This is a genomic window from Actinomadura atramentaria DSM 43919 (assembly GCF_000381885.1).
In the GTDB taxonomy this organism is placed as follows: Bacteria; Actinomycetota; Actinomycetes; order Streptosporangiales; family Streptosporangiaceae; genus Spirillospora; species Spirillospora atramentaria.
Genome location: NZ_KB907210.1, coordinates 442,415 through 464,134 on the forward strand (window position 1 = coordinate 442,415; position 21,720 = coordinate 464,134).

A 21,720-nucleotide genomic window follows, 5' to 3' on the forward strand; every position below is an offset into this window, starting at 1 on the left:
CGCGTTCGGTGACGATCGTCACGCGGGCGGCAGGGCGGCGGCCAGCTCGGCGGCGGCCTTCTCCGGGTCGGCGGCCTCGGTGATCGCCCGGACGACCACGATCCGCCGCGCGCCCGCCGCCAGCACCTCGCCGACGTTGCCCGCGTCGATGCCGCCGATCGCGAACCACGGCCGCGGGTTTCCCTGCGCCGCCGCGTGCGCGACGAGGCCGGGGCCTGGCGCGGCCCGGCCGGGCTTGGTCGGCGTCGGCCAGACGGGCCCGGTGCAGAAGTAGTCCACGCCGTCCTGCGCCGCCGCCGCGTCGGCCTGCTCCGCCGAGTGGGTGGACCGGCCGATCAGCACGTCCCCGCCGACGATCGCGCGGGCGTCGGGGACGGGCAGGTCGTCCTGGCCGAGGTGCAGGACGTCCGCCCCGGCCGCGCGCGCCACGTCGGCGCGGTCGTTGACGGCCAGCAGCGCGCCGTGCCGGTCGCACGCGGCGCGGAACACGGCCAGGTGCGCCAGCTCCCGCCGCGCCTCCAGCCCCTTCTGCCGGAGCTGGACGATGTCGACGCCGCCCGCCAGGGCCGCGTCGAGGAAGTCGGCGAGGTCGCCCCGGTCTTCGCGGGCGTCCGTGCAGAGGTAGAGGCGGGCGCGATCGAGCCGCGCGCGCAGCGCGACGCCGCGGTCGGTGGGCAGGTGCCTGGACACGGGGGGTTTCCTTCCATGCGGGCGCTGGGCGCGGGTGGCGCGGCCCCGGTCGCGCGGGGCCGCGCCATCCTGTCACGCGCGGTTCCGGGGGCCCGTCAGAAGGCCATCGCCTGGGCGCGGCGGCGCACCTCGGTGCCCCGGTTCTCGGTCAGCGCCTGCACCGGGGTGCCGGGGAGCGTGTCGTCGGCGGTGAACAGCCAGCGCAGGGTCTCGACGTCGTCGAAGCCCGCGTCCGACAGGAGGGTGAGGGTGCCGGACAGGCCCTTGATGACCTGGCCGTCGTGGATGAAGGCCGCGGGGACCTCCGGCTGTCCGCCGCGCCGCACGGCGAGGAGCTTGCGCTCGCTGAGGAGCTGCCGGACGCGGTTGGGGCGGATGCCGAGGCGGTCGGCCGCCTCCGCGAGGGAGATCCAGTCTCCGACCAGGCCGTCGGTGTGGGGGTCGAGAACCTGTTCAACGGTTGCGTGCGTCTGCGTCACGCCCCCTTGCTACCACGTCGCGCGAGCGCTCAAACCCGCCGGGAGGACCGTGCGGACGCCGTTTTCAGGCGCGGAACGGGCGTCAGGCCCGGACGCACTGGCGTAGTGGAATGTTGGGGTCTGTCACCTTTTCGGAATCAACGGCGGCGCCCGTCGTCATGATCTTGCGCGCCTGGACGAGGTCGCGCGGCCGGTCGACGGCCAGCACCGCGTCGATCCGGTCCCCGGTCAGCCACAGCGCCGACCACGGCCCGGCGGCCGGGTCGCCCCGGTCGACCCGCCGCTCCGCGCCCTCGTGGCGGCCCGCGTACTGGACCATCCGGCCGAACTGCTCGGACCAGAAGTACGGGACGGCGTCGTACTCGGCGGCCTCGCCCAGCAGCGTCGCGGCGGCGGTCTCGGGCGCGTTCAGCGCGGTGTCCCAGTGCTCGACGAGCAGGCGGCGGCCGTACCGGCGCGACCACCACGCGGCGCAGTCCCCGACCGCGACGACGTCCGGGCGGGCGGTGCCGTCCACCGAGGCGCGCAGGGCCGAGTCGGTGAGGACGCCGCGTTCGACGTCCAGACCCGAGCCGGACAGCCAGCCGACGTTCGGCCGCACGCCGACGCCCGTCACGACCGCGTCAGCGTCGATGCGCGTCCCGTCGGCGAGCAGCAGCCCGCCGTCCTCGACGGACGCGACGCCCGCGCCCGTCCGCAGCTCGACGCCCGCCTCGGCGTACCAGGGCGCGGTGCGCGCGCCCAGTTCCGCGCCGAGCGCGTGGCCGAGCGGCGCGGGACCGGCCTCCACGACGGTGACGCGGCCGCCCTTCCTCGCGGCGGCGGTGGCGACCTCCGCGCCGATCCAGCCCGCGCCGACGATCACGACGCGCGCGCCGGGGACGAGCCGGGCGCGCAGGTCGCGGGCGTCCTCCAGCGTCCGCAGGACGTGCTGGCGGCCCGGGCCGGGCAGCGTCACGGGCGTCGCGCCGGTCGCGACGACCAGCCCGTCGAACGGCAGTTCCCCGGCCGTCGTCGCGACCGCGCCGCCGCGTCCGTCCAGCCGCAGCGCCGTGGCGCGCTCGCCGAGCAGCAGGTCGCAGCGCAGCGCGTCCCAGTCGGCGTCGACGGCGGTGTCGTCGGCGTCCCCGGCGAGGACGGCCTTGGACAGCGGCGGCCGGTCGTAGGGCCGGTGGGCCTCGGCGGACACCAGCGTCAGCCCGCCGCCGAACCCCCGGGCCCGCAGCGCCTCCACCGCGCGCACCCCGGCCAGCCCGCCGCCCACGACGACCACGCGTCCCGTCTCACGGTCCATGCCGGGCAGCGTAACCGGGCGCTCGCCCGGCGGTTTCGGCGACCGGCCCCCGGCATTATGGTGAAACAGGACAAAGCACGGGAGTCCGGTACGACCGGGCTGAGAGGGCGGCTGGGGACGCACCCGGTCCGGGGCCGCCGACCGTCGGAACCTGATCCGGATCACACCGGCGAAGGGAGCGCTCATGCGGATCGCCGTCATCGGCGCGGGGATCGTCGGGCTCGCCACCGCGTGGCGGGCCGCCGCGCGCGGCGCGTCGGTCGCGCTCGTCGACCCCGAGCCCGCGGGCGGGGCGACGTCCGTCGCGGCCGGGATGCTCGCGCCGCTCGGGGAGCTCGCCTACGGCGAGGAGGACCTGCTGCGGCTCGGCCTGGCCTCCCGCGACCGCTACCCGGCGTTCGTCGCGGAGCTGGAGGACGAGACCGGCCTGTCCGCCGGGTTCCTCGACACCGGATCGCTCCAGGTCGCCTTCGACGCCGACGACCTCGCCCACCTGGACGACCTGCGCCGCTTCCAGGAGTCCCTCGGCCTGCCCGCCGAGGCGCTGACCGGCCGCGAGGCCCGGAAGCTCGAACCGCTGCTCGCGCCCGGCGTGCGCGGCGGCCTGCTCGCGCCGCGCGACGGCTCGGTGGACCCCCGGCGGCTCGCGCCCGCGCTGCTGGCCGCCGCCGAGCGGCACGGCGCGCGGCTCGTGCGGCGGCGCGCCGCCGAGGTCGTCGTGACGGGCGGCGCGGCCACGGGCGTGAAGCTGGACGACGGGACCGTCCTCGCCGCCGACCGCGTGCTGCTGGCCGCCGGGCCGTGGTCGGGCGGCGTCGGCGGGCTGCCGCCGGGCGCGGTGCCGCCCGTCCGGCCCGTGAAGGGGCAGGTCGTGCGGCTGCGGACCCGCGTCCCGTTCCTCAACCGGACCGTGCGGGGCCTGGTGCGCGGCTCGTCGGTGTACCTGGTGCCGCGCGCGGACGGCGAGGTCGTCGTCGGCGCGACGCAGGAGGAGCTGGGCTTCGACACCCGCGTCACCGCCGGGGGCGTCTGGGAGCTGCTGCGCGACGCCCGCGAACTCGTGCCGGGCGTCACCGAGCTCGAATTCACCGAGGCCACCGCCGGGCTGCGGCCCGGCTCGCCGGACAACGCGCCGCTCATGGGCCCGTCGGCGGTGCCGGGGCTGGTCCTCGGCACCGGCCACTACCGCAACGGGGTGCTGCTCGCGCCCGTCAGCGCGGACGTGCTGGCGTCGGCGCTGCTGGACGGGACCGTCCCCGAGGTCGGCCGCCCGTTCCTGCCCGAGCGGTTCGGGGTGCGCGCGTGACCGCCCTCACCGTCGTCGTGAACGGCGCGCCGCGCGAGGTCCCGGCCGGCGCGAGCGTCGCCGACGTCGTCGCGGCCGTCGCCGCCAGCGCCGCCGGGGTCGCGGCCGCGCTCAACGGCGAGGTCGTCCGGCGCGCCGACTGGGCCGCGACGCCGCTGCGGGACGCCGACCGCCTCGAAGTGCTGACCGCCGTACAGGGAGGGTGAACGCGATGAACCCAATCGAGGACCCGCTGATCATCGCGGGCGAGGAGTTCGGCTCCCGGCTGATCACCGGCACCGGCGGCGCGCCGAGCCTGCACGTGCTGCGCGACGCGCTCGCCGCGTCGGGGACGGAGCTGACGACCGTCGCGATGCGGCGGGTGGACCCGGCCGCGCGCGGCTCGGTCCTGGACGTCCTGCGCGAGCGCGGCGTGCGCGTGCTGCCGAACACGGCGGGCTGCTTCACGGCGGGCGAGGCGGTGCTGACCGCGAAGCTGGCCCGCGAGGCGCTGGGCACGTCCTGGGTGAAGCTGGAGGTCATCGCGGACGAGCGGACGCTGCTGCCCGACCCGATCGAGCTGGTCGAGGCCGCCGAGCAGCTCGTCGCGGACGGCTTCACCGTCCTCCCCTACACCAACGACGACCCGGTGCTGGCGCGGCGGCTGGAGCAGGCGGGCTGCGCGGCGGTCATGCCGCTCGGCTCCCCCATCGGCTCCGGGCTCGGCATCCGCAACCCGCACAACATCGAGCTGATCGTGGAGGAGGCGGGCGTCCCGGTCATCCTGGACGCCGGGATCGGGACGGCCAGCGACGCCGCCCTGGCGATGGAGCTGGGCTGCGACGCCGTCCTGCTCGCCACGGCAGTCACCCGCGCCCAGGACCCGGTCGCGATGGCCCGCGCGATGCGGCACGCGGTCGCCGCCGGACGCCTCGCGCGCCTCGCCGGGCGCATCCCCAAGCGCCGGTACGCGCGGGCGTCCTCGCCGTTCGAGGGGCGGAGCGGGACCTGACCGGCGGGGACTCATCCTTACGGCTGATGAGACCGCTCCGGATCGCGTTCTAGACTCCCTGCGATGGACAACCCGAGCGCGGACCCGCTCGTCGGGCAGGTGCTCGACGGTCGGTACCGCATTGAGTCGCGGATCGCCCGCGGCGGCATGGCCACCGTCTACACGGCCCGCGACATCCGGCTCGACCGGACCGTCGCGATCAAGGTGATGCACGCGCACCTGGCCGCCGACGAGGAGTTCGTGCGCCGCTTCATCGGCGAGGCCAAGGCCGCCGCCGCGCTCTCCCACCCGAGCGTCGTCGCCGTCTACGACCAGCGCACCGACGGCGAGCACGTGTTCCTGGTCATGGAGCTGGTCGCCGGGCGCACCCTGCGCGACGTGCTCGCCGAGCGCGGGCGGCTCGGCCCGCGCGAGGCGCTGGGGATCATGCAGCCGGTGCTGGCGGCGCTCGGCGCGGCGCACCGGGCGGGGCTGGTCCACCGGGACGTGAAGCCCGAGAACGTGCTGATCGCCGAGGACCCGGACGGCGGCCCCGGCGGGCAGGTGAAGGTCGCGGACTTCGGGCTCGCCCGCGCCGAGACCGCGAGCAAGATGACCCGCACCGGGATGATCATCGGGACGGTCGGGTACCTCGCGCCCGAGCAGGTCCTCACCGGGCACGCCGACGTCCGCTCCGACGTGTACGCGGCGGGCGTCATGCTGTTCGAGATGCTGACCGGTCGGCTCCCGTACGAGGGCGACACGCCGCTCGCCGTCGCCTACAAGCACGCCAACGAGACCGTCCCGCCGCCCTCGGACCTGGTGCCGGGGCTGCCCGCTCAGGTGGACGCGCTCGTCGCGCGGGCCACCGCGCGCGAGGCCGCCGACCGGCCCGCCGACGCCAACGCGTTCCTGGCGGAGGTCGCGGAGGTCTGCAACGGGCTGCCCGCCGACTTCGACCGGCGGCTCGCGGCGTCCACGCCGACGCCGACGGCCGTCCTGCAGACCCCGGCCCCGCCGCAGGGGCGCACCGCCGTGCTCGACCCGGCCGCCGCCGGACCGCCGCCGCCGGAGCGGCGCGGGGGGTTCCTCTCGGGCGCGGGCCGCCGCTACCTGCTGCTCGCGCTGGCCGTCGTCGCCGCGATCGTCCTCGGCTGGACGGTCTGGTACCAGTTCTCCGGGCAGTACGACCACGTCCCCGATGACGTCATCGGCATGAAGCCCGCCGCCGCGACCCGGGAGCTGCGCGGCGCGGGCCTCAACGTCCGCCAGGGCGCGCAGGTGTTCAGCGACCGCGTCCACCGGGGCGAGGTCGCCGAGACCGACCCCGAGCCGGGCGCGCGCGTGTCCAAGGGCATGACGGTCACGCTGCACGTCTCCAAGGGCCGCAAGCCCCGCGAGGTCCCCGACGTCAAGGGCAAGTCCGAGGCGGACGCGCGGTCGCTGCTGGAGGACAAGGGCTTCACGGTCGGGTCCGTCGCGTCGGTGCCGTCCGAGACGGTCGCCAAGGGCCAGGCGATCCGCACCAAGCCCGTCGCCGGGGAGAAGGTCTCCCCGGACGACCCGGTCGCGCTCGTGCTGAGCAGCGGCATGACGATGCCGGACCTGTCCGGCCGCTCCTCCGGCGACGCCAAGGACGCGCTGACCGCGATGGGCCTCAAGGTCGACGTCAAGGAGCGCAAGCAGGACGGCAAGGCCCCCGGCACCGTCGTCGGCCAAGACCCCGCGCCGGGGTCGGGCGTCTCGCGCGGCGACCGCGCCACCCTGTACGTCACGCCGCGGGACTGCCTGATCGGCAACTGGTTCTGCAGCGGCGGCAAGAGCGACCAGGACAAGATCCCGGTCCCGTCGGTGATCGGGAAGTCCTTCGACGAGGCGCGCCGCGCGATCGAGAGCTCCGGCTTCACGATGAAGATCGGCACCCGGGTCGGGGACCACGTCATCGGCCAGACGCCGCTGCCCAACACCGAGGCGGCGCGCGGCGGGGAGATCACCGTCTACGGGTGATCCGGCAGGTCGCACGGCACGGGCACCCCGGCACGGGCACCCCGGCACGGCGGCTAGGCTCGCTGGCCTATGAGCGTTGCGAAGAGCCCGATCGGGGGCCATGTGCCGGTGGCGGGCGGGCTCGCCACGGGCGGTCTGAAGTACGCCGCCGAGATCGGCGCGGAGACCGTCCAGGTGTTCGTGTCCAACCCGCGCGGCTGGGCGCTGCCCGCCGGGAAGCCCGCCGAGGACGCGCGGCTGCGCGAGGCGGGGCTGCCGGTGTTCGTCCACGCGCCGTACCTGGTGAACTTCGGGTCGCCGAGCGGGGAGACGCTGGCCAAGTCGATCGCGACCGTGCGGCACTCGCTGGAGCGCGGCCGGGCGATCGGGGCGCGCGGCGTCGTCGTCCACACCGGGTCGGCGGTCAGCCAGAGCTACGACGCGGCGATGGACCAGGTCCGCGAGCACGTCCTGCCGCTGCTGGCCGAGATCCCCGACGACGGCCCCGACCTGCTGCTGGAGCCGATGGCCGGGCAGGGGAAGATGCTGTGCGCCCGCGTGGAGGACCTGGGCGCGTTCTTCGACCGGCTCGACGCGCACCCCAGGCTGGGCGTCTGCCTGGACACCTGCCACGCGTTCGCGGCGGGCCACGACCTCGCCGCGCCCGGCGGGGCCGCCGCGGCGATCGACGCGCTGGTCGCGACGGTCGGACCGGACCGGCTCAAGCTCGTCCACGCCAACGACTCCAAGGACGTGTGCGGCTCCGCCAAGGACCGGCACGAGAACATCGGGGCGGGCGAGATCGGCGAGGCGCCGTTCGGGGAGCTGCTGCGGCATCCGGCGGTGGCGGGGGTGCCGTTCGTCATCGAGACGCCGGGCCGGTCCGCCGACCCGCACCGCGCCGACGTCGAGACGCTGAAGCGCCTGCGCGACGCCTGAGGCGGCGGCCCCGGGGAAAGAGAAGCGGCCCGGGCGCCGCTGAACAACCCCCCGACTGTTCAGCGGCCGCCCGGGCCGTAAGGTCACCGCATCCCACCCCCCCGGTACGGGATGCGGCGACTGATCCGGCGTGATCGCTCACGGCGCGGATCTCCAGTGTTGTCTTGTGGCGGGAGTTCACGGACCTGCGGTCCGTCCGTTCCCGGGAACGGGGCGGCGTGTGCTGCCACTGAGAACACTAGAGGGAGACGGATACCGTTCGGGACTTGTGATGCACAAGGATCGGTAAACGGTGAGTAGTCATCGCCATACGTTCCGTAGCCATGCGACGAATGGCCGATTTGGCACGTCGAGCGGTCGGCTCCGGACGGCGGTTCAGCGCGCGTCGGGCTCGTCGGGCAGATGCAACCTTGCCATCGCAAGATCGGCGTGTGCGGGGACGGAGCGGCGGCCCAGCAGCGAGACGGCGACCATCACCCCGGTCGCCAGCGGCGCGAGGACGAGCGCGGGCTGTTCCACGACCGCGCCGAACGCGCCCGTCCCGGCCGCGCCGGACAGCGACGCCGCGCCCGCCGCGACGGCCGTCCCGCCGCCGGTGAGCAGGCCCGCCGCCGCCCCGGCGGGCGTGAGGCCGCGCCACCAGATGCCGAGCAGCAGCAGCGGGCCGAGCGAGCACGCCGAGACGGTGAGCGCGATCGTGACCAGGCCCGCGGCCCCGTGCGAGAAACCGTGCGAAAAGCCGTGCGCGAAGCCGTGGGCGCCGTCCGCGGCCGGATCGCCCGCGAGGAGCGCCGGGACCACCGCGAGCGGGACGGCGAGCGCCAGCGCGGCGCCCGTCCGGAACGCCAGCGCGCCCCGCGCGGGCGCGATCCGCGCCGCGAGTCCCGCGATGGCCGCGACGACCGCGCAGGACGTCGACAGGAACGCCGCGCACGCGCCCGCCGCGACGCACCCGGTGAGCGCCGCGCCGAGCGGGCCCGGCACGAGCCGCCCCGGCAGCATGAGGATCGTCGCGTCCGTGTCGCCCGACAGCAGCAGCTCGGGCGTGTAGACGCGGCCGAGCACCCCGTACAGGGCCGGGAACAGCGAGAACACCGCGAGCAGCGCCGGGACGAGCGTCGCCGCGCGGCGCGCCGCCCGGCCGCCCCCGGCGGTGTAGAGGCGCATCAGGATGTGCGGCAGCCCGACCGTGCCGAGCAGCACGCCGAGCAGCGCCGAGTAGACGGCGAACAGGCCGTGGCCGTCGCCGGGCGCGGCGAACCCGGTGTCGGCGGGGCGTTCCGGGCGCGGGACGGCCGCGCCCGCCGGGAACACCAGCCGCGCGCCCGCCGCGACGGCGTGGACGCCCGCGGTCAGGCGGACGGGCGCGTCCGCGACCGCCCGGCCGTCCACGACGCCCGTCGCGCGGACGGCGACGTCCTCGGCGACCCGTACCCCGGCCGCGCTGCGGACCGTCACCGCCGTCGCGCGCTCGAAGCGCGGCGCGGCGGGCCGGACCGGGACGCCGCCGTCCGCGACGGGCAGGAGCAGCAGCGTCGCCAGCGCGACCGCCGGGACCGCCAGCGCGGCGAGCTTCACCCAGAACTGCACGGCCTGCGCGGCGGTGACGCCGCGCAGCGCGCCCGTCAGGACCAGGACGAACGACGCCGCCGCGACCAGCGCCCAGCCCGCCCACTCCGGCGCGCCCGTCAGCACCCGCAGCGTCATCCCCGCGCCCTGGAACTGCGGCAGCAGGTAGAACCAGCCGACGCAGCAGACGCAGCCCGACACGATCCGGCGGACCGGCCGCGACCCGAGCCGCCACTCGGCGAAGTCCGCGACGGTGAACGAGCCCGACCGGCGCAGCGGGCCCGCGACGAACGCCAGCAGCAGCACGTAGCCGGCGGTCGCCCCGGCGGCCAGCCACAGCGTCTCGGGGCCGTAGGCCAGGACGAGCCCGGCGGTGCCGAGGAACGCCGCCGCCGAAACGTACTCGCCGCTGATCGCCGCCGCGTTCCACACCGGGCGGACCGGGCACGTCGCGCGCCGCACGTCGCCGGTCCGCCGGGTGCGGCGGCCGCCGACGAGCGCGGCCGACCCGAGCAGCAGGGCGAGCGCCGCGCCGATCACCCGCCCTCCATCACGGGCGGGCGGTCGCGTCGTCCGCCGCCGGGCCGCGCAGGTACTCGCGCTCGATCCGCTCCGCGCGCCGCGCCTGCCGCACCGCGGCCGCGATCAGCACCGGCTGGACGGCGACCGCGAGCAGCGGCCACGGCAGCGGCACCCCGCACGCGCGGACGTGCCCGAGCACCGGCGCGAGCGCGGGCGCGACCGGCAGCGCGGCCAGCACCGCGAGCACGAACGCGGCCGTCCGCAGCGCCGCGCGGCGCTGCGCGCGGATCAGCGGGCGGGCCGCCCCGCCCGGCTCAGCCCTCCGGGCCACGGAAACCCCGCACCAGCAGGTCCCGGACCTGCCGGGTGTGGCGGCGGCTGACCGGCAGCAGCGCGTCGCCGACCTGGACGAGCGCGCGCCCGCCGTCGAACCGCAGCTCGGTGATGTGCGCGCACGCGACCAGCGTGCTGCGGTGGATGCGCACGAACCCGGCCTCCTCCCAGCGGCGCTCCAGCGCGGCCAGCGGCATCCGCACCAGGTAGCGGGACTCGGCGGTGTGCAGCCGCACGTAGTCGCCGTGCGCGACGACGTGGGTGACCGAGCGGCGCGGGACCAGGCGGGTCCGGCCGCCGAGGTCGACGGGGATCAGCTCGTCCTCGTCGTCCTCGGCGGGGGCGTCGCCGGGCGGCGCGGCCGCGCCCGCGACCCGCCGCACCGCCTCCGCCAGCCGCTCGCGGCGCACCGGTTTCAGCAGGTAGTCCACCGCGCCCAGCTCGTAGGCGGTGACGGCGCAGTCGTCGTGGGCGGTGACGAACACGACCTTCGGCGGGGCGGCGAAGCCGGTGAGCAGGCGGCTGAAGTCCAGCCCGTCCAGGCCCGGCATGCGGACGTCCAGGAACACCGCGTCCAGCCGCTCGCCCGCCGCCAGCATCCGGCTGAGGCCGCGCAGCGCGCCCGCCGCCTCGTTCGCGCCCGTCACGTCGCCGACGCGCGGGTCCTCGCGCAGCAGGTAGGTCAGCTCCTCCAGGGCGGGCAGCTCGTCGTCGACGGCCAGGACGCGCAGCATGCGACGACTCTGCACCGATCACGGTCCGTCCGCAATCGGTTTCGCCGGGTAGGCGGCGGTTCCGCAGGTCAGTCCGGGAAGATCGGCGGGCGGTACTTGGGGACGCGCAGCCGGACGCGCGTCCCCGCCCCGCGCGCCGTCTCCACCGACAGGCCGTACTCGTCGCCGTAGACCTGGCGCAGGCGCTCGTCGACGTTCGCCAGGCCGATCCCGCCGGAGCCGCGCTCGCGCGTCCCGGCGGCGAGGATCTCGCGGAGGCGGCCCGGCTCCATCCCGACGCCGTCGTCGGCGACGGTGATCGCCGCCTCGGCCCCGGCGTCGCGCGCGACGATCTCGATGTGGACGGTCCCCGACACGCCCTGCATCCCGTGCCGGATGGCGTTCTCCACCAGTGGCTGGAGCGACAGGAACGGCACCTCCACGGGCAGCACCTCCGGCGCGACCTCGACGGTGAAGTGCAGCCGGTCCCCGAACCGCGCCCGCTCCAGCAGCAGGTAGCGGTCGATGGAGCGCAGCTCGTCGGCGAGGGTGGTGAAGTCGCGCGGGTTGCGGAACGAGTAGCGGGCGAAGTCGGCGAAGTCGACCAGCAGTTCCCGCGCCCGCTCGGGGTCGGTGCGGACGAACGAGGCGATCGTCGTCAGCGAGTTGTAGACGAAGTGCGGCGAGATCTGCGCGCGCAGCGCCCGCATCTCGGCCTCGGCGGCGCGCGCCCGCGACCGGTCCAGCTCGGCGAGTTCGAGCTGCGCGGCGATCCAGCGCGCGACGTCGCCGACCGCGCGGACCAGACCGGGCGAGACGGTCCGGCCGTAGGCGGCGAACGCGCCCTCGACGCGGCCGTCCACGGTGATCGGCGCGATGATCCCGACCCGGACGGGGCACAGCGGGACGTCGCAGTCCAGCCCCTCGGGCGGCACCACGCGCGGGCGGCCGGTCTCCAGGACGGGCAGCGCGTCGTCGGGGGCGTCGGTGGCGTGCAGGTGCGCGCCGGTGCCGTCCCAGACCAGCAGGCGGCCGCCGTGCTCGCCGCCGGGTCCGTCGCCGTCGTCGGCGGGGCCGTCCGGCCACGCGCCGACGATCGCGACCGCCTCGGCGCGCAGCAGGTGCCGCAGGTGCCGCGACGCGCGGCGCGCGGACGCGCGGTCCAGCCCGCCGCGCAGCGGGGCGGCGGCGCGGGTCAGCGTGTGCAGCGCGGCGAACGCGTCGGCGTCGGCGCCGGCGGCGGCGCACGGTTCGCCGCGCGCGTCCCGGCGCGGGCCGCGCCACCGCCCGCCGCGCCCCCCGACACGGCCCCCGCGCAGCAGCGCTCCCCCGCCGAGCAGCGCGGCGGCGCACGACGCCAGGTCGAAAACGGACGGTACGGCCATGACGACCGACCGTAACCCTCCCGCGTGCCGTTCCGCAGCGGATCGGGGCCGCGCGCCGCGCCCGGAACCGGCCGCGCCGGACGGGACGCGGCGTCAGAGCGGCGGGGCCTCGCCCGGCTCCTCCTGGTAGGAGTAGCGCTGCTCCGTCCACGGGTCCGCGACGTTGTGGTAGCCGCGCTCCTCCCAGAAGCCGCGCCGGTCCTCGGCCAGGTACTCCACGGCCCGCACCCACTTGACGCTCTTCCACGCGTACAGGTGCGGGACGACGATCCGCACCGGGTGGCCGTGGTCGGCGGTGAGCCGCTCCCCGTCGCGGTGGGTGGCGAACAGCGTGCCGGCGGCGAGGAAGTCGCTCATCCGCAGGTTCGCGCTGTAGCCGTACTCCGCCCAGATCATCACGTGGCTCGCGCTCGGGTGCGGCGGCGCGAGCGCGGCGATCGACGCGGCGGCGACGCCCTCCCACGTGTTGTCCGGGATGGTGAACTTGGTGACGCAGTGGAAGTCGGCGACCGTCCGGACGCGGGGCAGGGCGTCGAACTCGTCCCACGTCCAGCGGTACTGCCCGCCGTCCGCGGTGATCCCGAAGACGCGGAAGTCCCAGTCGCGCGGACGGAACTTCGGCACCGGACCGTAGTGCAGGACCGGCCAACCGCGCGGCACGTACTGCCCCGGCGGGAGCTTCCGGTCGGGGGCGGCGGAATCCTCGGACGCGTCCATGACGCGGGCCATCCTGCCATCCGACGTGAGCTGAGCCATATTCGGCCCCCGGTCCCCCGCACCACCGCCCATCGGCTACGCTGAGCCCGTGCGCAACGTCGTCTATTTCTTTTGGTACGGCCAGCCCGGGCGGCTGGTCTGCCAGACGCTGCGCTGACAGACCATCGAGCGAGAGCCCCGGGCCGGACGGCCCGGGGCTCTCGTCGTTCCCGGGCCGGCCGCACCGGTCCCCCGCCCGATGCCGCGGCACCCCACCCGATTCCGGCGCGCGGCGCGCGCCAGCACGAGAAGAGGCAGCAACATGGTCGTCGTCATGGCTCCCGAGGCCACCGAGGCGGATGTCCAGGGCGTCGTCGCCCTGGTCGAGGCGGCGGGCGGCGACGCCTTCGTCAGCCGCGGCGTGGAGCGCACCATCATCGGCCTGGTCGGCGACGTCCAGCAGTTCGGCACCCTGAACCTGCGCGGCCAGCGCGGCGTCGCGGACGTCGTGCGGATCTCCGCGCCCTACAAGCTCGTCAGCCGCGAGAACCGCAGTGCCGGCCACCACGGGGAGCGCTCCATCGTCCGCGTCGGCGGCGTCCCGATCGGGCCGGGCACGATGACGCTGATCGCCGGGCCGTGCGCCGTCGAGACCCCCGAGCAGACCCTCGCCGCCGCGCAGATGGCGCAGGCCGCGGGCGCGACGCTGCTGCGCGGCGGCGCGTTCAAGCCGCGCACCTCCCCGTACGCGTTCCAGGGGCTCGGCGAGGCGGGGCTGCGCATCCTCGCGGACGTGCGCGAGGAGACCGGGATGCCGATCGTGACCGAGGTCGTCGACGCCGCGGACGTCGACCTCGTCGCGTCCTACGCCGACATGCTCCAGATCGGCACCCGCAACGCGCAGAACTTCGCGCTGCTCCAGGCCGCCGGCGAGTCCGGCAAGCCCGTCATGCTCAAGCGCGGCATGAACGGCACCATCGAGGAGTGGCTGATGGCCGCCGAGTACGTCGCGCAGCGCGGCAACCTCGACATCGTGCTGTGCGAGCGCGGCATCCGGACGTTCGAGAAGGCCACCCGCAACACCCTCGACATCTCCGCCGTCCCGGTCGCGCAGCGCCTCGGGCACCTGCCGGTGATCGTGGACCCGTCGCACTCGGGCGGCAGCCGCGACCTGGTGCTGCCGCTGACCCGCGCGGCCATCGCGGTCGGCGCCGACGGCGTGATCATCGACGTCCACCCGCACCCGGAGACCGCGCTGTGCGACGGGCCGCAGGCGCTGGTGAACGGCGACCTGCGCGAGCTGGCCAAGCTCGTGCGGACGCTGCCGCAGGTCGTCGGGCGCACGCTCACCACCGCGCCGGACCGCGACGGCGTGCCCGCCTGAGCAGGGCGTTCCGGACGGGGGCGGCCGAAGGGGTCGTTCCCGTCCGGTACGGTCGACGGCATGGACTACTGGACCTCGAACTGCGGCCCGCCGGTCTCCTGACCGGGGCGCGGTAACACGGTCTCCCACGGCCTCGCGCGGCCGGGCCCGGCCCCCGCGCGATCGGCCCCTGCGGTCCTGCCCTTCTGACGCCGAGCGCTGAGCGCGCGGCGGTCCCACCGCGCCCCGGACACGGATCAGCACACCCGATTCGAGTCCAGGAGACGCATCCTCGTGTCCGAGAACATCGTCGAAACCCCCGCGCGCCCGAGCGCGGCGCCCGTCCGGGCGCGCAGCGGCACCGCGGACGTGCTGCTCGCCGCCGTGCTGTGGGGCACCGCCGGGCCGGTCGCCACGCTCGCGCCGCAGCACACGTCGGCGGTCGCGGTGTCCGCCGTCCGGGTCGCGCTCGGCGGCCTGCTGCTGCTCGCCTTCGCGGCGACCGGGCCGCGCCGCGCGGGGCTGGCCGCGCTGCTGCGCGCGGGCGGCCGGACGCGGGCCGTCCTCGCGGTCGGCACCGTGTGCGCGGCGGCGTACCAGACCGCCTACTACGCGTCGGTGGACCGCACCGGTGTGGCCGTCTCGACCGTCGTCGCGCTCGGGAGCGCGCCCGCGTTCGCCGGGCTGCTCCAGCGGCGCGGCCTGACCCGGCGCTGGTACACGGCCACGGCGACGGCCGTCGCGGGCTGCGCGCTGCTCGTCGGCGCGGGGCCGGGGGCGGGCGCCGAGCCGGTCGGCGTCGCGCTCGCGCTGCTGTGCGGGTTCGTGTACGCGCTCTACAGCCTGGCGATCAGCCGGCTCGTCCGGACGGGCGCGGAGAACAGCGCCGTCACCGGCGCGCTGTTCGGCGGCGCGGCGCTGATCATGCTCCCGGCGCTCGCGTTCGCGCGCCCCGGCTGGGCGCTGTCCGGACGCGGCCTCGCCATCGCGCTCTACCTCGGCGCGATCACGATCGCCGTCGCCTACGCCCTGTTCACCCGCGGCCTGCGCGGGACGCCCGCCGCGACCGCGATGACGCTCACCCTCGCCGAACCCGCCGTCGCCGCGCTGGTGGGCCTCGCGGTCCTCGGCGAACGGCTCGGCGGCGCGGCGTTCGCCGGGATCGCACTGCTCGGGGCGGCGCTGCTGGTACTCGCCGTCCCCGCGCGCAGACGCTCGCGGGCCGGGTGACACGACCCTGGCACCGCCGTGAGAACGCGCTGGCCGGGCCGCGCGGCGGCGGGTCCGCGGCGTCCCGAATTGGTCTGAACCACTCGCCAAACCGGGCCCCGGCGAGGATGATGCTCGGCATGACCACAGGCGACGGCGACGCCGGCGGCAGGCTCTTCCCCGACGATCTGGACCGCGTCGACCCGGTCGCGGCGGTGCGGTTCGCGGACGCGCGCCGGGCGGCCGCCGCCTATCCCGAGCTGGTCGCGGTCGGGCCGCTGTTCGCCCCCGCCGAGCGGGCGGGCGGCGGCCGGGCCGCGCGGGAGTGGCGGATCGTCGGCGCGTGCGACCCGCTGCCGCAGGGGGCGCGGGAGATCCTGGCGGACGTCCTCGCGGACCGGGCGGCGCTCACCGGGCTCACCCCGGCCGAGGCGGACGCCTACCGCGCGGCGGCGCGGCGGGTCCGGGGCTGCCCGGCGGACGCGCCCTGCGACGGCTTCTGCGACGGCACGTGCTCCGGCTCGGGCACGGGCTCGGGGGATGACCCGCCCGACGAGGTCGCCGCCGCCGGATCGCGGTTCCGCGTCGTGCGCATCGAACAGCTCGTCCGGACCGGCCTGGACGGCCCCGAACCGCCCCGCCCCAGCGACCCCGACCCGCGCCCGCACGGCCTCCGGCCGCCCGCGCCCCGTCCGTGGGACGTCCTGCGCGACGACGGCCCGGTCCCCGACGCCGGGGCGGCCGACCTGCTGGACCGCCTCCGCGAGGCCGCGGCGCCCCCGGGCCCCGCCGACGCGTACGGCACCCCGGTCGCCCTCGCGCCGATGTTCACCGTCGCCGAGCGCTGCGACGGCCAGTGGCGGCCCACCGGACGCCTGCACGAACTGCCCGGCCGGGCCCGCGAGTCCCTGGCCAACTACTTCCGGCACATCGCGCCGGTCCTGGAGCATCCCGACCGCACGACGCTCGCCGAGTACGCCTACGCCGCCGCGCTCATGGACGACGGCACGCGCCGCAACGGCATCGAGGTCGCCGGGCGGCGCTTCCGGATCGTCCGCCTCGAACGGATCACCCTGTTCGGCCCGGACGGGCCGGAGCCGCCGCGCCCCGGCGACCCGGGCGTCCGCTAGCGGTTCAGGCCGCCCCGGCGTCGCCGTAGACGGGCCGGTGCTCCTGCACCGACGCGGCGAGCTGCTCGGCCAGCTCCCCGACGTCCAGCCGCTTCTCGATCTGCCGCAGGTCGTCGATCTTGGCGCGGGTCTCGGCGCGGCGCGGCGCGAGCAGCGTGCAGCAGTCCTCGTCGGGCAGCTCGGAGATCTCCAGGGTGCGGACGCGCCGCGCCTGCTCGATGATCTCGATCTTGTCCATGCCGACGAGCGGCCGCAGGATCGGCAGCTCCACCGCGTCGTCCAGCGCGGTGATGTTGGCGAGGGTCTGGCTGGACACCTGGCCGAGCGCGTCCCCGGTGATCAGCGCGCCGCCGCCGAGGCGGCGGGCGAGCAGCTCGCCGGTCCGCAGCATGAGCCGCCGCTGCGCGATCACCGCGAGCCGGTCCGCGCCGGAGGACTTGATCTGCTGCTGGGCCTTGCCGAACGGCACGACGAACAGCCGCGACCCGCCCTGGAACTTGTCCAGCTCGCGGACCAGCGCGTACGCCTTGTAGATCGACTCGGGGCCGGTGAACGGCATCCCGGAGAAGTGCAGGTAGTCCACGCGCAGGCCGCGCCGCATCATCCGGTACGCGGCGACGGGCGAGTCGATGCCGCCCGACATCAGCACCAGCGCGCGGCCGCTCATCCCGACCGGCAGCCCGCCCGCGCCGGGCAACCCGCCCGAGTAGACGAAGACCTCGTCGCGGTCCACCTCGATCGACAGCGTGTGGTCGGGGTTCTTCAGCCGGACCGGCTGGCCGTAGGCGTCCGCGAGCTGCCCGCCGATGTGGCGGTCCAGCTCGGTGGAGGTCATCGGGAACCGCTTGTCGCGGCGCCGGGACCGGACGGCGAAGCTGCCGGTGCGGCCGTCCATCAGCTCCAGCGCGGCGCGCTCGACGCTCGGGACGTCCTTGCCGACCCGCCAGGCGCGGTGCGCCCAGACGATGCCCATCACGTCGCTGATCCGCGCGGCCAGCCGGTCGACCGTGGCGACGTCGGCGTCCTTGGTGCGGACGATGAACACGCCGTGCCGCCGGATCACGTCCACCCGGGCGATCGGGCGCACGGCGGCGCGGACGTTGTCGGCCAGCCGCCGCTCGAACAGCTCGCGGTTCTTGCCCTTGAGGACGACCTCGCCGAGCTTGATCAGGACGCACGGCTCGCCGTCGACCGGCGCGTGCTCCCCGGCCGCACCGGCGGGCGCCGTGTCGAGCGTGGTCATGGGGGTTCCTCCAACGGGACCGGACGGGATGGGCCCGGGACGGGAAGTCCGGACAAGGCCGACGTCTAGTCTGGCCCACACTGGACAATGCCGCGACCGGCGCGGGATGTTCCCGGGAACGCGGACGGACCCGGCCCGCGTCGGGCCGGGTCCGCCGGGAACCGTCAGCCGAAGAAGACCTCGGCCTCCTCGTACCGCTCGGCCGGAACGGTCTTCAGCTCCTTCACCGCGTCCTCCAGCCCGACGCGGACGATGTCGGTGCCGCGCAGCGCCACCATCGTCCCGAATTCGCCCGCCCGGACGGCGTCGATGGCGCTCAGCCCGAACCGCGTCGCCAGGACCCGGTCGAACGCGCTCGGCGTGCCGCCGCGCTGGATGTGGCCGAGGACGGTCGCGCGCGCCTCCTTGCCGGTGCGCTTCTCGATCTCGTCGGCGAGGCGCTGCCCGATGCCGCCGAGGCGGACGTGCCCGAACGCGTCCAGCTCGCCGGTCTGCAGCTCCATCTGCCCGTCGATCGGGTGCGCGCCCTCCGACACGACGATGATCGGCGCGTAGCGGGTGCGGAACCGGCTCTCGACGTACTCGACGACCTTCTCGATGTCGAACGGCCGCTCGGGGATGAGGATGACGTTCGCGCCCGCCGCCATCCCGGCGTGCAGCGCGATCCACCCCGCGTGCCGCCCCATGACCTCGCAGATCAGCGCGCGGTGGTGGCTCTCGGCGGTGGTGTGGAGGCGGTCGATGGCCTCGGTGGCGATGTTGACGGCGGTGTCGAAGCCGAAGGTGTAGTCGGTCGCGCCGAGGTCGTTGTCGATCGTCTTGGGGACGCCGACGACGTTGACGCCGTTCTCGAACAGGGTCCGCGCGACGCCGAGGGTGTCCTCGCCGCCGATCGCGACGAGCGCGTCCACGCCGAGCCCGGCGAGGTTGTCCTTGATCCGCTCGATGCCGCCGTCGACCTTGACCGGGTTGGTGCGCGACGAGCCGAGGATGGTGCCGCCCCGGGGCAGGATGCCGCGCACGGCCTGGACGTCGAGCGCGACGGTGTCCCCTTCGAGGGGGCCGCGCCAGCCCGCCCGGAACCCGACGAACTCGTAGCCGAAGACCTGCACGCCCTTGCGCACGACGGCGCGGATCACCGCGTTCAGGCCGGGGCAGTCGCCGCCCCCGGTCAGCACCCCGACGCGCATGCCCTCTCCCTGTCCGGACACCGTGCTCCCTCCTGCACCGGCGCGGCCCGCGTCGTCCCGCGCGCCGCCACTGGTCTGGACCATAGTGCGTCCGGGCGCGCCCCGCCGGGACAACGGTCAGGACGGCGCGGCCGGGTCAGCCGTCCTGGTCGAGCCCCCGCTCGATCGCGTACCGGACGAGTTCGACGCGGTTGTGGAGCTGCAGCTTGCGCAGCGTGTTCTGGACGTGGTTCTGCACGGTGCGGTGCGACAGGACGAGCCGCGCGGCGATCTGCTTGTAGGTGAGGCCCTTGGCGACGAGCCGCAGCACCTCGGTCTCGCGGTCGGTGAGGCGCGGCGCGCCGTCGTCGGCCCCGCCGGGCGCGGCGGCGAGCCGCCGGTACTCGCCGAGGACGAGCCCGGCCAGGCCAGGGGTGAACACCGCGTCCCCGGCGGCGGTGCGGCGCACGGCGTCCAGGAACTCGGCGCGGCCCGCCGACTTCAGCAGGTAGCCGGTGGCCCCGGCCTTGACGGCGTCCAGGACGTCCTGCTGCTCGCCGCTGGCCGACAGCACCAGCACCCGGACGGGCGGGTCGGCGGCGGCGAGCCGCCGGGTGACCTCGACGCCGCTGATGTCGGGGAGCTGGAGGTCCACGACGAGCACGTCGGGCCGGGCGGCGGGCGCGACGCGGACGGCGGTGCGGCCGTCCCCGGCGGTCGCGACGACCTCGTGGCCCGCCTCGGCGAGGTCGCGGGCGACGGCGTCCCGCCACATCGGGTGGTCGTCGACGACCATGACGCGCAGCGGGGTCGGTGTCTCGTCGGTCACCCGGCCACCCTACGGGCGGGGCGGGACACCCGGAAAGTCCTTGATATCCGCGGGCAGGACCATCTCGATCTCGGTGCCCGCGCCGGGCGCGGAGACGATCTCCACGGTGCCGCCGAGGTCGCGGACGCGGCCCCGCACGGACTGCGCGACGCCGAGCCGCCCGGCGGACTCGGCCGCCGCGAGGCGGCCGGGCGCGATGCCGGGGCCGTCGTCGCGGACGCTGACGACGACGCCGTCGGGGCCGTCCTCCAGCAGCACCCACGCGCGCGCGTCCGGCCCGCAGTGCCGCGCGACGTTGTCGAGCGCGGCGGCGACGGCCGCGTCGATCTCGCGGGCGGCGGGCGCGGGCAGCGTGACGGGCGTCGCGGGCGTCGCGACGGTGACGGTCGTCGAGCCGTGCGCGGCGAGCAGGGCGCGCAGGTCGGCGGTGCCGGACGCGGGCGCGGGCGCGTCCCCGCCGATCAGGGCGCGCAGCGCGGTCTCCTGTTCGCCCGCCAGCCGCCCGAGCTCGGCGGCCTCGCCGCCCAGTTCCGCGCCCCGGCGGCGGACCATCGCGAGGACCTGGAGCACCGAGTCGTGGATGCCGCGCGCCAGGCGCTCGCGCTCGCGCGTCGCCGCCTCCAGCTCGACGGCGCGCGACAGCCGCGCCTCGGCGTCGCGGGCGAGCCGCACGACGTGCCCGACGACGAGCCCGGCGAGGAACAGCAGCACGATCCCGTTGAACATGCTGCGGCCGAACGACAGGCCGTTCCCGGCCAGCAGGTGCAGGGCGACGTTGCCCGCCGCGATGAGCGCGGCGGCGGCCAGGCCGACGCGGCGGCCGCCGCGCACCGCCCAGGCCAGGACGGTCGCGGCGACCCACGACACCGGCAGCGTCGGCCGCCCCTCGGCCAGGCCCTCGGGCGTCTCGACGTAGGCGGTCGCGAGCAGGCAGCCGAGCGCGACGGCCATGTCGGCGGCGAGCGCGGCGGGCGTGCGGCGGCGCGGGTCGGCGAACAGGACGGTGGCGACCGCCGTCCAGACGGTCATCGCGCCGAGCGCGGCCCAGCCGCCGAGCGGGTGCGCGTACTTCCCCGCGTTCACCGAGATCATCACGGCGGCGTAGGCGAGGGCCAGCCAGCGGTAGACGGCGACCGCCCGCCACAGGGCGGGTTCCAGCCCGCCGACGGCGCGGCCGTCAGTCGTCGTCATCGGCGGGACGCGGGTCACGGCCCGCCTGCTCCGCCTTCACGTCCGCCGCGTACCGGTCGACGTACTCCTGGCCGGAGAGCTGCCGGATCGCCTGCATGATCTCGTCGGTGATCTTGCGCAGGACCTCGCGGTCGTCCTCCTGGCCGTAGTACCGGGAGAAGTCGAGCGGTTCGCCGAACCGGACGCCGGGGCGGACGCCGACCTTGGGCAGCCGGCTGCCGGGCGGCATCAGCTCGAACGTGTTGATCATCGCCATCGGGACGACCGGGACGCGGGACTTCAGCGCCAGCCGCGCCACGCCCGTCTTGCCCCGGTACAGCCGGTTGTCGGGGGCGCGGGTGCCCTCGGGGTAGATGCCGAGCAGCTTGCCCTCGCGCAGGATGCGCAGCCCGGTGTCCAGCGCGGCCTCGGCGGCGCTGCCGCCCGTCCGGTCGACCGGGACGACGCCGACGCCGGTGAAGAACGCCTTGCTCACCAGGCCCTTGATCCCCGACCCGGTGAAGTAGTCCTCCTTGCCGATGAAGAAGATCGGCCGCATCAGCGGCAGCGGGCCGAAGAAGTGGTCGGCGAAGGACAGGTGGTTGCTCACCAGCAGGGCCGGTCCGCGCTTGGGGACGTTGCGCATCCCGGAGTTCCTCGGCCGCCACACCGCGTACATGATGGGCGAGAGGACGATCCTCAGCAGAATCCAGAACCACAGCATT

Annotated in this window: 21 protein-coding genes; 8 read left to right on the top strand and 13 right to left on the bottom strand. The window is 76.0% G+C overall.

The features are described from left to right. Positions 1–18: 18 nt before the first annotated feature. The 3 genes from thiE to G339_RS0109500 all read right to left on the bottom strand — a co-directional run bounded on the left by thiE (position 19) and on the right by G339_RS0109500 (position 2,463). Complete coding sequence (thiE, locus tag G339_RS0109490; RefSeq protein WP_019630837.1) at positions 19–690, bottom strand: thiamine phosphate synthase; 672 nt, start codon at positions 688–690, stop codon at positions 19–21. Between the two features lie 95 nt (positions 691–785). Beyond that, positions 786–1,169: an Rv2175c family DNA-binding protein gene (locus G339_RS0109495; protein WP_019630838.1), complete on the bottom strand. Its 384-nt coding sequence runs from the start codon at positions 1,167–1,169 to the stop codon at positions 786–788. 82 nt (positions 1,170–1,251) lie between these two features. Next, positions 1,252–2,463, bottom strand: coding sequence for an NAD(P)/FAD-dependent oxidoreductase (locus tag G339_RS0109500; protein WP_026341290.1), 1,212 nt, complete (start codon positions 2,461–2,463; stop codon positions 1,252–1,254). Between the two features lie 184 nt (positions 2,464–2,647). On the opposite strand from G339_RS0109500, the gene thiO reads away from it, so the two are divergent. The 5 genes from thiO (at position 2,648) to G339_RS0109525 (ending at position 7,664) form a co-directional block, all read left to right on the top strand. Continuing rightward, positions 2,648–3,769, top strand: a complete 1,122-nt coding sequence (gene thiO, locus G339_RS0109505; RefSeq protein ID WP_019630840.1) for a glycine oxidase ThiO — start codon at positions 2,648–2,650, stop codon at positions 3,767–3,769. Further along, complete coding sequence (gene thiS, locus G339_RS0109510; protein WP_019630841.1) at positions 3,766–3,975, top strand: sulfur carrier protein ThiS; 210 nt, start codon at positions 3,766–3,768, stop codon at positions 3,973–3,975. Before thiO ends, thiS begins: the two co-directional genes overlap by 4 nt. Before the next feature lie 5 nt (positions 3,976–3,980). Further along, complete coding sequence (locus G339_RS0109515; protein ID WP_019630842.1) at positions 3,981–4,760, top strand: thiazole synthase; 780 nt, start codon at positions 3,981–3,983, stop codon at positions 4,758–4,760. Between the two features lie 63 nt (positions 4,761–4,823). Then, positions 4,824–6,746: a Stk1 family PASTA domain-containing Ser/Thr kinase gene (gene pknB, locus G339_RS0109520; protein ID WP_019630843.1), complete on the top strand. Its 1,923-nt coding sequence runs from the start codon at positions 4,824–4,826 to the stop codon at positions 6,744–6,746. Positions 6,747–6,815: 69 nt separating this feature from the next. Then, complete coding sequence (locus tag G339_RS0109525; protein WP_026341291.1) at positions 6,816–7,664, top strand: deoxyribonuclease IV; 849 nt, start codon at positions 6,816–6,818, stop codon at positions 7,662–7,664. Positions 7,665–8,039: 375 nt separating this feature from the next. On the opposite strand, the gene G339_RS0109530 is transcribed toward G339_RS0109525, so the two are convergent. The 5 genes from G339_RS0109530 to G339_RS0109550 all read right to left on the bottom strand — a co-directional run bounded on the left by G339_RS0109530 (position 8,040) and on the right by G339_RS0109550 (position 12,903). Further along, a complete protein-coding gene (locus tag G339_RS0109530) occupies positions 8,040–9,773 on the bottom strand; it encodes a sodium:solute symporter family transporter (RefSeq protein WP_019630845.1) in 1,734 nt (577 codons plus the stop codon). Between the two features lie 10 nt (positions 9,774–9,783). Next, the gene (locus G339_RS33130; RefSeq protein ID WP_019630846.1) at positions 9,784–10,086 is read right to left on the bottom strand and encodes a hypothetical protein; all 303 of its coding nucleotides are present in this window, start codon (positions 10,084–10,086) and stop codon (positions 9,784–9,786) included. Further along, the gene (locus G339_RS0109540; protein ID WP_019630847.1) at positions 10,070–10,822 is read right to left on the bottom strand and encodes a LytR/AlgR family response regulator transcription factor; all 753 of its coding nucleotides are present in this window, start codon (positions 10,820–10,822) and stop codon (positions 10,070–10,072) included. Before G339_RS0109540 ends, G339_RS33130 begins: the two co-directional genes overlap by 17 nt. 68 nt (positions 10,823–10,890) lie before the next feature. Further along, positions 10,891–12,186, bottom strand: a complete 1,296-nt coding sequence (locus G339_RS0109545) for a sensor histidine kinase (RefSeq protein WP_019630848.1) — start codon at positions 12,184–12,186, stop codon at positions 10,891–10,893. Positions 12,187–12,279: 93 nt separating this feature from the next. Then, the gene (locus G339_RS0109550; RefSeq protein WP_026341292.1) at positions 12,280–12,903 is read right to left on the bottom strand and encodes a molybdopterin-dependent oxidoreductase; all 624 of its coding nucleotides are present in this window, start codon (positions 12,901–12,903) and stop codon (positions 12,280–12,282) included. Positions 12,904–13,204: 301 nt separating this feature from the next. Here G339_RS0109550 and aroF point away from each other — a divergent pair, with 301 nt between their 5' ends. From aroF to G339_RS0109565, 3 genes are all read left to right on the top strand, one after another. After that, on the top strand, positions 13,205–14,266 hold the full coding sequence (gene aroF / locus G339_RS0109555; RefSeq protein WP_019630850.1) for a 3-deoxy-7-phosphoheptulonate synthase: 1,062 nt from the start codon (positions 13,205–13,207) through the stop codon (positions 14,264–14,266). Positions 14,267–14,539: 273 nt separating this feature from the next. Continuing rightward, positions 14,540–15,475, top strand: a complete 936-nt coding sequence (locus tag G339_RS0109560; RefSeq protein ID WP_019630851.1) for an EamA family transporter — start codon at positions 14,540–14,542, stop codon at positions 15,473–15,475. Between the two features lie 119 nt (positions 15,476–15,594). Continuing rightward, a complete protein-coding gene (locus tag G339_RS0109565; RefSeq protein ID WP_157407445.1) occupies positions 15,595–16,584 on the top strand; it encodes a DUF5954 family protein in 990 nt (329 codons plus the stop codon). Positions 16,585–16,588: 4 nt separating this feature from the next. On the opposite strand, the gene thiI is transcribed toward G339_RS0109565, so the two are convergent. The 5 genes from thiI to G339_RS0109590 form a co-directional block, all read right to left on the bottom strand. Further along, a complete protein-coding gene (thiI, locus tag G339_RS0109570; RefSeq protein ID WP_019630853.1) occupies positions 16,589–17,827 on the bottom strand; it encodes a tRNA uracil 4-sulfurtransferase ThiI in 1,239 nt (412 codons plus the stop codon). 164 nt (positions 17,828–17,991) lie between these two features. After that, complete coding sequence (locus tag G339_RS0109575) at positions 17,992–19,017, bottom strand: 6-phosphofructokinase (RefSeq protein WP_019630854.1); 1,026 nt, start codon at positions 19,015–19,017, stop codon at positions 17,992–17,994. Between the two features lie 136 nt (positions 19,018–19,153). Beyond that, complete coding sequence (locus G339_RS0109580) at positions 19,154–19,792, bottom strand: response regulator (RefSeq protein WP_033322741.1); 639 nt, start codon at positions 19,790–19,792, stop codon at positions 19,154–19,156. 42 nt (positions 19,793–19,834) lie between these two features. Continuing rightward, a complete protein-coding gene (macS, locus tag G339_RS0109585) occupies positions 19,835–21,016 on the bottom strand; it encodes a MacS family sensor histidine kinase (protein WP_026341293.1) in 1,182 nt (393 codons plus the stop codon). Beyond that, complete coding sequence (locus tag G339_RS0109590; RefSeq protein ID WP_019630857.1) at positions 21,003–21,719, bottom strand: lysophospholipid acyltransferase family protein; 717 nt, start codon at positions 21,717–21,719, stop codon at positions 21,003–21,005. The genes macS and G339_RS0109590 overlap by 14 nt, the downstream gene beginning before the upstream one ends. Position 21,720 lies beyond the last annotated feature (1 nt).